The 14,198-nt window shown below is 49.3% G+C and carries 10 protein-coding genes and 1 pseudogene; 5 read left to right on the top strand and 6 right to left on the bottom strand.

Annotation, left to right across the window (positions count from 1 at the left end; all coding sequences use genetic code 11):
* The first annotated feature begins 31 nt into the window (after positions 1-31).
* Both ACA044_RS18975 and ACA044_RS18970 read left to right on the top strand, forming a co-directional pair.
* Positions 32-1,792 (top strand): terminase ATPase subunit family protein, encoded by a 1,761-nt coding sequence (locus ACA044_RS18975; RefSeq protein ID WP_497442764.1) that lies wholly within the window; start codon positions 32-34, stop codon positions 1,790-1,792.
* Complete coding sequence (locus tag ACA044_RS18970; protein ID WP_497442763.1) at positions 1,789-2,823, top strand: phage portal protein; 1,035 nt, start codon at positions 1,789-1,791, stop codon at positions 2,821-2,823. The genes ACA044_RS18975 and ACA044_RS18970 overlap by 4 nt, the downstream gene beginning before the upstream one ends.
* 7 nt (positions 2,824-2,830) lie before the next feature.
* On the opposite strand, the gene ACA044_RS18965 is transcribed toward ACA044_RS18970, so the two are convergent.
* The 4 genes from ACA044_RS18965 to ACA044_RS18950 all read right to left on the bottom strand — a co-directional run bounded on the left by ACA044_RS18965 (position 2,831) and on the right by ACA044_RS18950 (position 7,953).
* Positions 2,831-3,325, bottom strand: a complete 495-nt coding sequence (locus tag ACA044_RS18965) for a PIN domain-containing protein (RefSeq protein ID WP_497442762.1) — start codon at positions 3,323-3,325, stop codon at positions 2,831-2,833.
* Positions 3,322-3,600, bottom strand: coding sequence for a hypothetical protein (locus ACA044_RS18960; RefSeq protein WP_497442761.1), 279 nt, complete (start codon positions 3,598-3,600; stop codon positions 3,322-3,324). Before ACA044_RS18960 ends, ACA044_RS18965 begins: the two co-directional genes overlap by 4 nt.
* Before the next feature lie 406 nt (positions 3,601-4,006).
* Positions 4,007-4,384, bottom strand: coding sequence for a DUF2513 domain-containing protein (locus tag ACA044_RS18955; RefSeq protein WP_497442760.1), 378 nt, complete (start codon positions 4,382-4,384; stop codon positions 4,007-4,009).
* A gap of 977 nt (positions 4,385-5,361) precedes the next feature.
* Positions 5,362-7,953: a DEAD/DEAH box helicase gene (locus ACA044_RS18950; RefSeq protein WP_497442759.1), complete on the bottom strand. Its 2,592-nt coding sequence runs from the start codon at positions 7,951-7,953 to the stop codon at positions 5,362-5,364.
* A gap of 711 nt (positions 7,954-8,664) precedes the next feature.
* Here ACA044_RS18950 and ACA044_RS18945 point away from each other — a divergent pair.
* A complete protein-coding gene (locus tag ACA044_RS18945; protein WP_497442758.1) occupies positions 8,665-9,120 on the top strand; it encodes a hypothetical protein in 456 nt (151 codons plus the stop codon).
* A gap of 527 nt (positions 9,121-9,647) precedes the next feature.
* Here ACA044_RS18945 and ACA044_RS18940 read toward each other — a convergent pair.
* Positions 9,648-11,336, bottom strand: a complete 1,689-nt coding sequence (locus ACA044_RS18940; protein ID WP_497442757.1) for a BBE domain-containing protein — start codon at positions 11,334-11,336, stop codon at positions 9,648-9,650.
* 393 nt (positions 11,337-11,729) lie between these two features.
* Here ACA044_RS18940 and ACA044_RS18935 point away from each other — a divergent pair, with 393 nt between their 5' ends.
* Complete coding sequence (locus ACA044_RS18935; protein WP_497442756.1) at positions 11,730-12,365, top strand: lytic polysaccharide monooxygenase auxiliary activity family 9 protein; 636 nt, start codon at positions 11,730-11,732, stop codon at positions 12,363-12,365.
* 47 nt (positions 12,366-12,412) lie between these two features.
* Positions 12,413-13,879, top strand: a complete 1,467-nt coding sequence (locus tag ACA044_RS18930) for a carbohydrate-binding protein (RefSeq protein WP_497442755.1) — start codon at positions 12,413-12,415, stop codon at positions 13,877-13,879.
* A gap of 148 nt (positions 13,880-14,027) precedes the next feature.
* On the opposite strand, the pseudogene ACA044_RS18925 reads toward ACA044_RS18930, so the two are convergent.
* Positions 14,028-14,135 (bottom strand): annotated as a pseudogene (locus tag ACA044_RS18925) (transporter substrate-binding domain-containing protein); the annotation flags it as partial.
* Positions 14,136-14,198: the final 63 nt, after the last annotated feature.

Raw genomic sequence — 14,198 nt, 5'->3', positions numbered from 1 at the left:
AGTCGCAGGCATGGGCGGCAGCATCGCGGCCATGACTACGACCGCACTGCTGCCCATCGATCCCCGCCGTCAATCCAAGTTTCTGTACTGGATGGGTTGGCGCGTCTGCGAGATTGCCGAGGCTACGGGCGAAAAGGAAAAAACGCTACACAGCTGGAAGGCTCGCGACGAGTGGGACCGGGCGGACAACGTCGAGCGCATTGGCGGGGCGCTGGAGGCGCGGCTGGTACAGCTGATCCTCAAGGACAACAAGAGCGGCGGCGATTTCAAAGAGATCGATCTGCTGCACCGGCAGCTTGAGCGTCAGGCACGCATTCAGCGTTTTCAGAGCGGCGGTACCGAAACCGACCTTAACCCGAACCTGGCCAAGCGCAACGAAGGGCCGAAGAAGAAAACCCCGAAAAACGACATCAGTGAAGAGCAGATCGAGCTGCTGCGCGAGGCGTTTATCGATGGCTGTTTCGACTACCAGAAAGACTGGTACCGGGCCGGCAATCAGCGGACTCGTGTCATCCTCAAGAGCCGGCAGATCGGCGCGACTTACTACTTCGCCCGCGAGGCGTTTATTGATGCCCTGGACACCGGGCGCAATCAGATTTTTCTGTCGGCCTCGAAGAACCAGGCGTACCTGTTTCGTGGTTACATCCAAGCCTTTGCCCGCGAGGTGATCGGCGTCGAGCTGACCGGCGATCCCATTGTGCTGCCCAACGGCGCTGAGCTGTTTTTCCTCGGTACCAATGCCCGTACTGCCCAGGGCTACCATGGCAATTTCTACTTCGACGAATTCTTCTGGACGTTCAAGTTTGAAGAGCTGAACAAGGTCGCTTCGGGCATGGCGATGCATAAGAAGTGGCGTAAAACCTACTTCTCGACGCCGTCCAGCATGGCCCATGAGGCGTACACCTTCTGGACGGGTGAGCGCTTTAACAAGGGTAAGCCTGCGGCGCAGCACACGAAGGTGGACGTGTCCCATGGAGCGCTCCAGCAGGGGCGGCTCTGCGAGGATCGCTTGTGGCGGCAGATCGTCAACATCCTCGACGCGGAGCAGGGTGGCTGTGACCTGTTCGACATCGAAGAGCTGCGCCGCGAGTACAGCCCCGAGGCATTCGCGAACCTGCTGATGTGCGATTTTGTCGACGATGGGGCGAGCATCTTCCCGTTGGCGTTGTTGCAGTCCTGCATGGTCGACAGCTGGGTCGAGTGGGCTGAGGACTACAAGCCGTTTGCCATGAGGCCGTTCGGCGACCGGCAGGTGTGGATTGGTTATGACCCGGCCGAGACGGGCGACTGTTCGGGGCTGGTGGTGGTTGCGCCGCCGCTGGTACCGGGCGGCAAATTCCGTGTGTTCGAGCGGCATCAGTTTCGCGGGATGGACTTTGCGGCGCAGGCCGCTTTTATCAAGAGCGTCTGCGACCGCTACTGGGTGACCTACATCGGCATTGATGTCACCGGGCTGGGTAGCGGCGTGGCCCAGCTGGTTCGCCAGTTCTTCCCGGCCGTGACCACCTTCAGCTATTCGCCTGAAGTGAAAACCCGTTTGGTGCTCAAGGCCTACGACGTGATCCACAAGGGGCGGCTGGAGTTCGATGCTGGCTGGACGGACATGGCGCAGTCGTTGATGGCGATACGCAAGACCGTCACCGCTGGCGGCCGCCAATACACCTACACCGCAGGGCGCAACGACAACACCGGCCATGCCGACCTGGCGTGGGCGCTCTTTCATGCATTGCATCACGAACCGCTTGAGGGGCAGACCGCTGCCAATACTGGGCGGATGGAGATTTTCAAATGACCGAACAGCACGCCAATCAGGCCCTGGTGCCCGCAGCCATCGAAACGCCGCCAGTTAGCCAGGGCACGCAGGTTTTCAGTTTCGGTGACCCGTCGCCCGTACTGGGTGGTCGGGAGGTTTTCGATTACCTGGAATGTTGGTTCAACGGCCGTTGGTACGAGCCGCCGCTGTCCCTGGACGGCCTGGCCCGTTCGGTCGGGGCGAGCGTGCACCTGCACTCAGGACTGATGTTCAAGCGCAACTTGCTGAGCAAGACGTTTATCCCGCACCCGATGTTTTCCCGAGCCGCATTTGAGCAATTCGCTCTGGACTCGTTATGCCTGGGTAACGGTTACCTGGAGCGCCGCCGCTCGGTGTTGGGTGGCACTCGGCAACTGGTACCGCCGCTGGCGAAGTACATGCGGGCGGGGCCAGAGGGCAAGTTCTACCAGGTGCAGGGCTTCAAAAATGAGCATGCGTTCGAATCGGGTAGCGTCTTTCACCTGCGTGAGGCGGATCTGCACCAGGAGATTTATGGGCTGCCGGAGTGGATCAGCGCACTGCAATCAGCCTTGCTCAACGAGTCCGCGACTCTGTTCCGGCGTAAGTACTACGAGAATGGCAGTCATGCTGGCTTCATCTTGTACATGACCGACGCCGCGCAGACGGAGGCCGATATCGATGCACTGCGTAAAGCGCTCAAGGATGCGAAGGGGCCGGGGAATTTTCGCAATCTATTTGTGTACTCGCCGACCGGCAAGAAAGACGGAATTCAGCTGATCCCGGTCAGTGAGGTGGCGGCAAAGGACGAGTTCAACTCGATCAAGAATCAGACCCGTGATGATGTGCTGGCCAGCCTACGGATACCGCCGCAACTGATGGGCATTGTTCCCCAGAACGCGGGCGGTTTTGGCTCGATTAGGGAGGCAACCGAGATCTGGGTAGCCAATGAGCTGGAGCCTATCCAGTCACGGATGATGCAATTGAATAATTGGATCGGGGAGGAGGTGATTCAATTTTCGCCCTATGAGTTGAACACATCAACTTCGTGAATAGAGATTATTGCCTCCACTCCGCATCGCGCACATGATTAAAATTGATGCAGTCAATTCCTCGTTGTGCTGCAAAGCCTGTGAATCTTAGGTCGTCAGAAAGAACAAGGTAGTTATCTTTTGCGGCAGCAATGATCCCCGAGTCAGCCAAGCCGTACTTTGAGAATCCGTTAATTTCCGTTATTACAGTACTAGTGATGTAAACTTCCTTAATTGTTTCTAGTGAAAATCTGATTGAGTCGTGAAAACTCTCCAAGCTCCTGCCGGATAAACCATTCGAAAGATTACTGACTTCAGTGAGTATGTTTGGTGTTATTATGAGTTTGTCGAATTTGTCTATTGTTTTTAGTAAGAGGTGGAAATCGGATTTAGTAAATATCTTTGTTCTTTTGAATGTCTGTATCTGATCTTCCGACACCCTGCCGATCATGAGCAGCAGCAAAAGATTGGTGTCTACCAAAATACCTTTTGTACGATACTTTGCTATGTAATGTTCGATCATAGATCCCGAATCTTCATCGACTTGACCGCGCCGGTATTAATGTCAACGTTGAATATTTTATATTTGCGAATGAAACGGTCATTGCTGAAGACCGTTCCGAGGCCTGTTAGGGCGTTTCTGTTGGGCATGTTGAAGCCAAGAGTGATTACCCATACTCCCTGCCGTTCATCTAGCTCAACTTCTTCCAGAAGTAGCTCTGTTAATTCTACGTCGTCGGAAAGGAAGTCCTTGGCGGCTGTTTTTGCAGCAAGTACGGCTTCTTTAACTTCTATCATAATCGTTCTCTATTGTTGGTAGGTGTGTCTTAGCCAGTTTGTAAAAGCTAAGTACTCTGTCTCATAAGAGCGGCAGAATCAACTAGGCATCCTGGTTTTTACTGAAGTGGTGCGGGTCTATCCCATGCAGACGTGCATCGTGCCGAATAATGCTGGGGGCTTTGGCCCTCCGAAGGAGGCAGAGGAGGTCAGAACAACCATGGAGTTGAAAGCGACCCAGCCGCGTTTGGCGTTGCTCAATGGCCGGGTCGGTGAGGTGGTGGTACGGTTCAAGCCGTTTGAGTTGAGCCCCACTTCATAGCAATCAGCGCCCCCACCACAACAAGCCGCCTGGATTGGTGACTTTTTTCTGCCTCTAGAAATTCTAGGTGGGTGGAAAATCCCAATGCAGCTATTCGCTGCGTGCTTAAAGTTCGATGCCAGTGTGTTTTTCCAACTGCTTTTTGACAAATCCTTTCGCAAGATTCCCCAACAACTCCAGAGTGAACCCCCCGGCTTTGAGCGCTCCGTCCTTTGTCATGGCCCAAATGTTGTCGTCTCGGACTGAGTCGGCAAAATCGTGACCCCGAGAGGTGAGGCTACGGAATGTGAACGCGGAGAGCGAGCCCCGCCCGCCCGAATCGATCCATCCGTCACTTTCGATCAACTTGATGTGGTAACGAATCTGTTCAGCAGTATACCCCTCAATCGGGAAGTCATTCTCGAAGTCAGTGATAACAATGATTGCCCCCGGTCGTAGTTCCCATGACTCCAACTTGAGGACAATGGCGCGGATCAAGTCCATGTCTCTTCGCATTTAATTCTTCTCTCGGCAGGATTGTTCACATCAAGGCCAAGTATAGGTTGTGAAGATTCACTTCGAAGGGGACTGAACGGAATATATTTTCGCACTGTTTTGGTGCCCGTTGTGGGGTGGTGACCTGCTACATGCCCGGCGCGCGCCGTCGTCCCCCCACCTCGCCTGCGGGCTAAATAGGTCTTTTTTTCTGCATAGCTGCATCAGTCTGAGGACGGCAAAGGCTGGGCGCTGGAGAGGGCGTTATAGGGTGAAAGAAGCCCGCGTATCCCTGCGAGGTGTAGGCAAAAAAGCGAGAGGTCGCCACGGCGGCGTTTGGCTGCTCTGTATTGATCGATCAAGCGAGCATGGATTTTCGGGAAGGCTATCGGAAAAAGGTAATGGAGAAATGCGAGGACGACGGGATCTTCGAAAGCGCTGTATTCATTAGCTTTGCTGGATTACTTCGGAAGGTGATTTTGAGTAATGAGAAAGGTAAAATTAGCTTAAGTTATTGATTTATAAAGAGTTTTGTAAAAATAAAAATTACATTACTAAAGAGTAATTACCTTGCTTCTACATTACTTAAAAATTACCGTGCTCGCTGTCTTCGAAAGCCAATGAAATCAAAACTCTAAGTCGAGATTGTGGCGCGTTTTACCAATCTTACTCGTTTCCGAGTGCTGTCTCGAAAACTGGAGATCGTTTTATGTCTGTGTGCGTTATGCTTGAACACCCCATGCTCACCGTTACAATCGGTCCCTCAAAGCCCCTGGTGATCGCAGATCATGGCCATGATGTGGATTCAACAAGATCACAAGGTACGGTTCTGTCTTTCAAGCGCCGAAAATAACGCTATTTTCTTGAAATAAGGCGGGGAGCGACCGATTTTTTATTTACGAAATCGGTAGGGGCTTCGCGCCTATTTTTCTAAACTGTGAGAGGCCCCTACTATGTGGCTGGCATTTTTCAAACTGAGCGGTTTGTCAGCTGTTTGATTTTATATATGGTGTGGAATAATAGTTTAGCAGGCTCTGAATGTCGAGCTGATGGAACTGTATGCGTTTATGAAGGTTGCCATCATCTATGTGATCCAGATCGGTAGCATACAGTTCCATTATGAATGATTTGAAGTTGGCGCGGAGTTTGTTTAATTCGGTTTTTCTCATGATTTCAACTTCGTGAGTGAAATTACCATGGTAAGATAATTTTTTTGGTGGGATGATTAGTATGCGTTTACAGTCGGCATCGTTGTAGTTCTCTTCGAACCATCCGCAGTGAGTGTTCATCTGCCCAGCTTCATGTTTGTTTATTTCTGATCTGCTACCATCTACTTCATTTTTGCATTCAAGTAAAATATAACTATTTGTCCCTATGCACCACAAGTTGTCTGGGCCTTTCTTGATTTCTTTGTCTGGTCTCTGACTGACAAAACCGAGAGCATTTCCTAGCGTTTTGAGCGCGGCCTCAAATTTTTCCGATGCAACACCGAATACTAAGTTATCCAGTAATCCATTGGTGTAAAGTTGTAGTTCTTCATTGGTTTTGAATTGTTTTATCCAGGTTTTTATTCGTGCATGGCGATTTTCATTTATATAGTTTATAGATTTGTACGTTATTCCTGTTTTTGGCTTTAGTAGTTGGGTGTTTAATCCGAATGCAGTGATTTGAATGGTGTTTGACTCGATTTTACTGATGCCGTATTTGTATCGAGCAAGTTGCTGTGTGTACCAACCCTTTTCTGCTTTTATGTCATTGAACTTGTCACAAAGCCCCTGCATTATTTCACAGGCTTTTTGAATTTTCCCAGCAGCGAATTCACGTTCAGCCTGATATTCTTGATTTAATGTGTCGTAGATACCTTCGGGTTGTGCTGTTTCAGTAATTTCATTCATTCCTTCTATATAGAATTCTTTCCAGTCGGCGTCTCTGGCTAATGACTGATTAACCAGGTTGGCCAGAACTTTTTTTGCAGGCGTGTCGGTTTCTAGATCTTCTTTTGCAAATGACGTACTCTGGATTCCTATATCAATTTGTTTTATGGTTTGTGGTGAAAAATATTTCTTACTTGATTGGCTTTTTATAAATTTTGTAAGGTCGCCGCCAGTTACCAGAATAACGCTATAATCCTTTTCGCCCCGGACACTGCGGCCTAGACCTTGTTCCACTTTTTGTGCGATTTTGATATTGATTATGTCGCTATCTACGCGGCAGTCTTCTTCGTATCGATCAAGGAGAGAGTCAAAATAAGGTTTGGAGTCAAGAATTAATATTCTGCAGGCGTCATCCGGTAAGTCGATGCCGTCGTATCTATTGGCGAATACTATAGGTGTGGAGTGCTCGCCAGACTTAAGCTTTTGAACATATTCAAATATGTTACCCGTATCCGCGACTCTTGACCCTATACGTTCGTACTGGCTTCTTTTGCTGAAATCTGGTGTAAGGAATACGATGCCAAACTGCATTGAATCGTACGGTTTCGCTAACCAGTTAATTACTGTTTCTCGATCAAGAGTGGCATCTATAAGAGATGGCAAGAGAATCATCTTTTCTCCAGACCATCGAAGATTGGTGTTTGTTAAGGGAGCGCGAATTGAGCTAACATCAAAACCAAGTCCTTTTATAGCAAATGCATCATCTTGCGTAGTCGCGGACATGAGTATTCTTTGGTTCGCTTTGGAGAAAGTGCCGAATGCATCAATAGGCATCAAAATAGGAGAGATTTCTAAGAACGCTCCTGAAACGAATGCTTGGCAATTTTGGAGGTTGTCTTTGATTAGCTCCCACACAAAAGCAATTTCGGTATCCTTTTTATATTCCATCAATATAGGTATCACCTCGTCCTTTCTTTCTGACCAGGCCCAATAAGGTATAGGCAGCATTGTTGAGTAACTACCGCTTTCTATTTCCAGGTAGCTACCTTCCCCTTGGTCCCGCAACTCCTGCTCAAAAATAGCTAAAAGGCGGTCGTATAGCTTATGGTCTCTTTTCACTTTGATGGTTAAAGATGATCTTATCGAATCAATGCACGCGTGGGAGTCGTCAAGTATTATCGTTCCCGTACTGATTGATTTGTTATTTAGTCCGAATTTTGTTTTTCCATTGAAAAGTTTTTGTACGTGAGTTATGAGTATGTTCTTTCCTAGTAAGAATCCATCGGGTATTTCATTGTCTTCTTCGATTTCGCAATAGGGGATGCCGAATTTTTTTGCTTCAGATCTAACCTGCGTCGCGAGATAGATGTTTGGGCAAAGGAACAGGCATGGTTCCCCCGTTTCGTTTAACTTTGATAGCAGTATGAGTAATCCAATCAGAGTCTTTCCTTCGCCAGTGTGGAGTTTTACGATTACGTCTTTATCTGTTCTTTTAGACTGATGCCACTCTGTAAGAATAGCGCGCTGAGATTCACGTAATGGGCCCGCCTCGCTCCGACGATCTAATGAGTCGTAGAGTTCAATAGGTTCCACCCTGGACTCAACTGTTTTGTTTTTTAACCGCTTTTTAAAATCGACCATTCTTCTTCCCTGCTTTTGGTGAGTGACTTCTCTTAGAGAGTAGCCTGCTATCGCAGAGTCCATTCGTGATCCGTCTCCAAGGGCCCTGTATTGCTGGTGGCGTTTGATAGACCGCCTCTCCCGCGTGCTGCTGGAAGGACTGAGTAGCTCAAGCTTGCGATCTTTCTTGGCCTGCACATCGTTGCGCTTCACCTGCCAACGAGTTATTTGGGAGTACAGGGCACCAAGTAAAATCGGCGCGTGGTACTGATACCAAGGCTATGCTTGGTTTCAATTATCGACTGTCAGGAGGGCGTGCATCGTAGCGGCAAAGCGGTAGCCCCCCCGATTGCAGCGATGGGCCTGCTCGGCCTGCGAGAGGCGTACGGCAAGCGCGGCCCGCTCGTGGTACCCGGCATCCCTGCCCAGCTTGACCGGCTAGAACGATGTCTTGGTCTCCGTTAAGTAGCGATGCTTTCTTTTTATGATAAGCCTTAGGTCTTGTGCAAATTCAGAGAAAATCAAGGGCCGCCAAAGACCGCAGTACGCCAAGCGAGAAGCAAAACACCAAGGCCTTATTGGTCTGAAGCGGTCACAGGTCAAGAAGGGGGCCCCTCGTTCAACAGTTAGAGGTCATCGGTGGGGGCTCTGAAACCAGAAGGGGCTGGTTTTTGGACGCTATAATCACTGCGTTTTCCCCCATATGTGCTAAAAATATAAAAGGACAAGGATGTCATTGATCTTGTTTGGGGGCGGAAAACAGCCAAAAAGTGATTGGATAAAGTGAGCCAACATATGAGATCAGCCATAGTAGGATTAATAGCGTTAGCGACTTTTGAGGTAAGTGCTGTTGAAGTATCAGGAGTAAGCAGTGCTTTTACTATCAACAATCCTGAGTTGATAGTGTCTAGCGCTAAAATGTCAACCGTACTGGCAAATATTTATTTTACTAATAAATGTAAAGAGACGGAAAAAAAGAAGGATGGTACTGAAAAGGATATAGTTTGTTCTGTGGTAGCAGAAGCAGGTGCACTGCTGGAGCCAAACAGTGCGATGAAAGTGGTGGAGACATATAACTCGCTGGTAAATTCATCTTTGATGATGGTAGGGGGGGATAGCTATTATAGTAGCTTTATAAATAAGCTCCAGGAGGCCCATCCTGACATGGCTGAAAATGAAATTGTTGATAAATCAATTGGTGTTCTTGGGGCAGCGATTAATGGTTCCGCAATGAGTGCGAATGGAAAATAACTATAATTGTGAGTTCCGGTAGACAGTTATAGGTTTGCTCGGAGTCTCTGTCGTCTCTTTTTCTGTGGTTTGACCACCGCTACTTAGCGGCTCCATTCTAGAAAGGGTAGTAGGGCTGCCCTGGCCGTAACTCGATTGTCAACATCGGCCCGCTTAAGCAGCAACTTGAGGCTGTCTAACAAATAGCGCTGGTACGAAAGTGGTACGAGAAAAGTTTTCCATCTATGGAGGCCTTTATTGCGATGGTTCTCAAGCTTAGTAGCTCCAATCCATCATCGGGGCGACGGAGAAGCGGCGGGAGAGTGCTGGGACGGCGGTTGGCGTGGTTGCTGGGGACATGGAGATATCTAAATAGAATGAGGGTGAGGCGATGACAGAGTTTATCAGGATTGGGGGAGGAGGCGTGGGTGTTGAGGATGCCGGCGACCAAGGACTGATCGCACTGGTGGCCTGTCAGGCGGCTAATTGATCCCAAAGAAGGCGCACGCACTGCCGAAGCAGTGCATGCAGTCGGGAATGTGTGTCCCTTATTGTCTTTTACGGTCTCGTGCGAGGGGTATCGACATCTGGTGCCTGAAAAGGTTGTTAGGGTCTACCTGGTTTTTCAAGGTAATTAACTCCTCTACCAAACCCGCATTTCCATAGTAAAGCTCAAGCCAACTATCATTGGACGTGCCGTTTACCAATAGCATGTCCACATCCGGATAGTTGATGTAGCACCCTTCATATCGCCCCTCGACGCCAGGTCGCTTGTCGGGTTGACTAGCGTGGACGTCTTCGTAGATTTTATTGATCCATGCGAGTTGAACGTTATCCTGAGCAGGGTCAGTCCAGTAGGTTTGATATTGAGATTTTAATAAGGATTTGCGCTGCGGTACTGCGGTATCTCCTTGGCCGAAGCTATTGATTCTTCCACCATAAGAGTCTATTTGGACAAGCGATTGACTGAATGTCCCATCTTTGGAAGGGATGCTGAGATTGTTGTAAAATGCATCGCATTCTTCGTCGGTAAAATTATCCACTTGGTAGGCAGATTTGTATTTTCCTCTTTGATTGTTTCCTGACGCATTAATCATCTGGGTGATGTAGAACCAGTCCATAAGAAGTCCTGGCGACGCTTTGGTGATAGCACTGCCCGCCATGCTATGAGGTCTTGGTGCGATGTTTGGTAATACGAAGCCGTCGTACAGTTTGCCGTGACCTGGTGCTGCACTGTTTATTGCTGAGAGAAAATCGTTAAAGGGTGCATCTCGTTCATGATCGCCCACCATGCCATCGCGCCCCGTGTATTGGATGGCCAGAATAACTTTCGGGTTGGAGTCGATGTGATTCAGTTTCAGTAGGGTGAAAAGACCACCGTTTGCTTTTGATAAAGTATTGGAGGTTGCGTCTGAGTCGTTTTTGGCGAACCAGTCATGATATCCGCGCAGAAACTTTCTAAAGCTAATTTTATCGAAGTCTGACCACTCCCACGAGAGGGTCGTCCAATAAGCTTTTTGTGGGGCCTCGGGCAGGTCGTTGAAGTAGTATCGGATAATGATGCCGAAATTGCCGCCGCCCGCCCCGCAGCAAGCCTTGAAAAGTTCTCGATGTGTTTTAGAAGTTGAACTCGGGCTGACATGGACAGGGACTAACGATTTGCCGCTATTGGCAGGGTCCGGAATCAAGATGTCCACTCCTGTTACCCAGTCGACAGTCAACCCCTGAAGGCGAGACAGTAAACCGTATCCGCCGCCGCTGATGTGGCCACCGACCCCTACGGAGTAGCACGAACCACCAGGTATTGTCTTACCGCTCTGTTTATACATTGCCACATAACCATCCCAGTTCTGACTGCCTGTGAATGCGGCGTATTTATAATTTGTTGGGGTATTGCTGTCATGTTTATATAAAGGCTGAATGTTACCGTCAGTATCATGAGAAAAACCTTTGAGTTCGCCCACGTCAATAATTGCCAGGTTTTCGTTGTTTAGCTGGTTCGATACGAAGCCTTCATAGCAATGCGCTCCGCTCCTGACGGTGATCCGAAAGTCTAGCGATAGAGCTTCATTCGCAGCGTCCAGTACTTCTTCTGGTGCTTTGCATACGTAGATTCGTTTCGCTCCCGTTCCGGCATTTGGCGGCCATCGGAGATTAAAGCCTTTCTGTAAGGTTGAAAATGTCTTGTTATCCTCAGTGATTGTAATGAATTCCGAAGTGCCTTTTGTAGTGCCCATGTTTGTACGCCTCCTTGCAAAAGAATATGCGCCATGCTCTGCGCAAGTGTCCTGAGTTTTTCTCGCCCAATCGGAGTTTAAATGCGCATCTCACTAGGGCGCTGTCTCACCTTAGCCGACATTTTCAGGGCCCATGCTTCTTGTTCAAGAAGCTAAAGCTATACGTTTTTGGATATCTATTTCGAAAGGTTATAGATATGTCTCCGCTTGGTAGTACCGTTCCGTCCGTTTTTTGGGTAGAAGCGGTGAGAGACGGGTGTTGGGAGAGTTCACCGGTTTGTGTTCTTTTGCTTTTGAGTCGTATTTGTTTTTTATGGTGGACAATCTAAAACCTTGCGCTAGCCTGAGGGTGCTCCTCTAGAGAGGAGATCAATTAATCAAAGGAATGAATCAATGAATAAGCCAGAATCCAATCCGCAGTTGAGGCACGGTCGTGTAATTTCCCCTCCTAGTCGTTCTGCTATTGCTACAGACGAGGGCCTTATTCTTGACTGGCATGCTAATGCAATGGAAGGAGGTAAGAACTTTCCATCATTGACGGCAGGCCCATTCCCAAGACCTTATGAGACTGACTTCGCGAGCCTGGTGCCACCGGCGGATGGTTATATCCTCAGCGGTGGCCAGACTGATGAACGCGACTGCGTTAACTTTACCAACGAGGAAATGAGCCAAAAACTAAATCGCCCATTTACCTGGCCTCTATTGAATGTCGATCCGGGCCAGGCGTTTCATGTCAAATGGGTATACACCATGCCTCACGTGACTCGGGGCTTTAGCTGGTTTATTACTAAGGATGGTTGGGATCCTGAAAAGCGTATCAGCCGCGCTCAGCTTGAGCCAAAGTCCTTCTATGATGATTTTTATACTCAGGTTCCCTTCTACGAACATGCCGCCGAATTGAAGGCGAAGGTTGAACATGAAGTGAAGCTGCCAATGGGTAAGCAAGGTCATCATGTTATTGTCCTGCTGTGGGTTGTTGCTGATACGGGTAATGCGTTCTATCAGGCGTTTGACGTAAACTTTAAATAAAATCGGGCCATGTACGGCTCCTAGTATAGTTCTGAAGGAATAGAACAATGTCCAAGATTGATTTTTCATTGCTGAAGTCAAAAGTAAGTGATTCAGCATCTTTGATGCCTAGTATTGCCAATAAAAAAATTCTGATGGGTTTCTGGCATAACTGGCCAGCTGGCCATGCTGACGGTTATCAAGGTGGGCAGTTCGCCAATCTGGATCTGGTGGATGTACCCAAGGACTACAACGTTGTTGCTGTGGCTTTTATGAAAGGCCAGGGCATTCCTACTTTCAAACCCTATAACCTCTCCGATGACGAGTTTCGCCGCCAGGTAGGCGTGCTGAACAGCCAGGGAAGGGCTGTCTTGATCTCGTTGGGTGGCGCCGACGCTCATATCGAGTTGCACAAAGGGGATGAACAACCTCTGGCGAATGAGATCATCCGTTTGGTTGAAATCTACGGCTTCGATGGCTTGGATATCGACCTTGAGCAAAACGCCATTGATTTCGCTGACAACAAGACGGTGCTGCCTGCAGCCTTGAAACTGGTGAAGGATCACTACAAGGGTGAGGGGAAACATTTCATCATCAGCATGGCGCCTGAGTTTCCCTATCTCAGGGTTGACGGCAAGTACGTTGGTTACATTCAGGCGCTCGAGGGGTACTACGATTTCATTGCGCCTCAATACTACAACCAGGGTGGCGACGGGATCTGGGTTCAAGAGGCCGATGACGGTAAAGGTGCCTGGATTGCGCAGAACAATGATGCGATGAAAGAGGACTTTCTTTACTACCTGACCGAAAGCCTGGTCACTGGCATTCGGGACTACATCGCCATTCCCGCGGACAAGTTTGTCATTGGCTTACCCGCCAACGTTGACGCTGCGGCCACCGGCTATGTGATTGATCCAGCAGCAGTGGTAAATGCTTTCAAACGTCTCGATGCTGCCGGCCATTCCATCAAAGGGCTGATGACCTGGTCGATCAACTGGGACGATGGCGTTAGCAAGGACAATGTTCCCTACGATTGGGAGTTCTACAATCGCTATGCTCCGTTGATTCACGGTGAGACGGGTATTGGTGACCGGCCAACGGCTCCCGAAAATTTGTCCTCCAGGGACGTGGCTGAAACCAGCATGACCTTGAGTTGGGGGGCTTCAGCCGGTCCTCGTCCGATCGAGACATACACGCTGTACCGAAATGGGACTCCAATAGGCCATACGGCGACCTTGACACTGGAAGACTCAGGTCTAACGTCGAACACTCAATACAGCTACTTTGTTACGGCAACAGACTCTTCGGGAAAAGAGTCGCTTCCAAGCAAGAGCCTGAGCGTTAGAACCGCTGGAGACATAACAGACCCAGAGTATCCTGAATGGCAATTGAACCATCGGTATCGCAAGGAGGATGGCGTGACTTACGAAGGCAATAGGTACTTGTGCCTGCAAGAGCACACATCAAACTTAGGCTGGACACCACCAGTTGCCTTTACCCTTTGGTCGAAGGTCGCAATCAAACGGCGCGCTTAGAGCGGTATGAAAAACCCGGCAGAAATGCCGGGTTTTTCTTTGCCTTCGAAAAAGCGATTTCCGGATTTTTAGAATCATGGCTTTGTGTAGATCATGTTGCATGAGGAAAGGTACGGGCGCTCGACCACCATGCGCTAGCCGATACCTCGGAGATGCCCCCGACGCCGATATCGCATTTTCGCGCGAGCATGTCGGGCATCAGGGTTTTCCAGGTGGTCTGGACCCACTCAACCTTCACGCCCAGGCTGTCGGCCAACAATCAGTGTAGTGAAAGGAGTTTTCGAACTGTCATCACGACAGTGGGTGGGATTTTTTGCCG

The sequence above is a fragment of the Pseudomonas sp. LBUM1673 genome (genome assembly GCF_059695645.1).
This window is presented reverse-complemented; position numbering and strand designations above follow the sequence as displayed.

Coding starts and splice junctions, on each gene's coding strand:
- ACA044_RS18975 (WP_497442764.1), top strand. CDS start 32: ATGACTACGACCGCACTGCTGCCCATCGATCCCCGCCGTCAATCCAAG.
- ACA044_RS18970 (WP_497442763.1), top strand. CDS start 1,789: ATGACCGAACAGCACGCCAATCAGGCCCTGGTGCCCGCAGCCATCGAA.
- ACA044_RS18965 (WP_497442762.1), bottom strand. CDS start 3,325: ATGATCGAACATTACATAGCAAAGTATCGTACAAAAGGTATTTTGGTA.
- ACA044_RS18960 (WP_497442761.1), bottom strand. CDS start 3,600: ATGATAGAAGTTAAAGAAGCCGTACTTGCTGCAAAAACAGCCGCCAAG.
- ACA044_RS18955 (WP_497442760.1), bottom strand. CDS start 4,384: ATGGACTTGATCCGCGCCATTGTCCTCAAGTTGGAGTCATGGGAACTA.
- ACA044_RS18950 (WP_497442759.1), bottom strand. CDS start 7,953: ATGGACTCTGCGATAGCAGGCTACTCTCTAAGAGAAGTCACTCACCAA.
- ACA044_RS18945 (WP_497442758.1), top strand. CDS start 8,665: ATGAGATCAGCCATAGTAGGATTAATAGCGTTAGCGACTTTTGAGGTA.
- ACA044_RS18940 (WP_497442757.1), bottom strand. CDS start 11,336: ATGGGCACTACAAAAGGCACTTCGGAATTCATTACAATCACTGAGGAT.
- ACA044_RS18935 (WP_497442756.1), top strand. CDS start 11,730: ATGAATAAGCCAGAATCCAATCCGCAGTTGAGGCACGGTCGTGTAATT.
- ACA044_RS18930 (WP_497442755.1), top strand. CDS start 12,413: ATGTCCAAGATTGATTTTTCATTGCTGAAGTCAAAAGTAAGTGATTCA.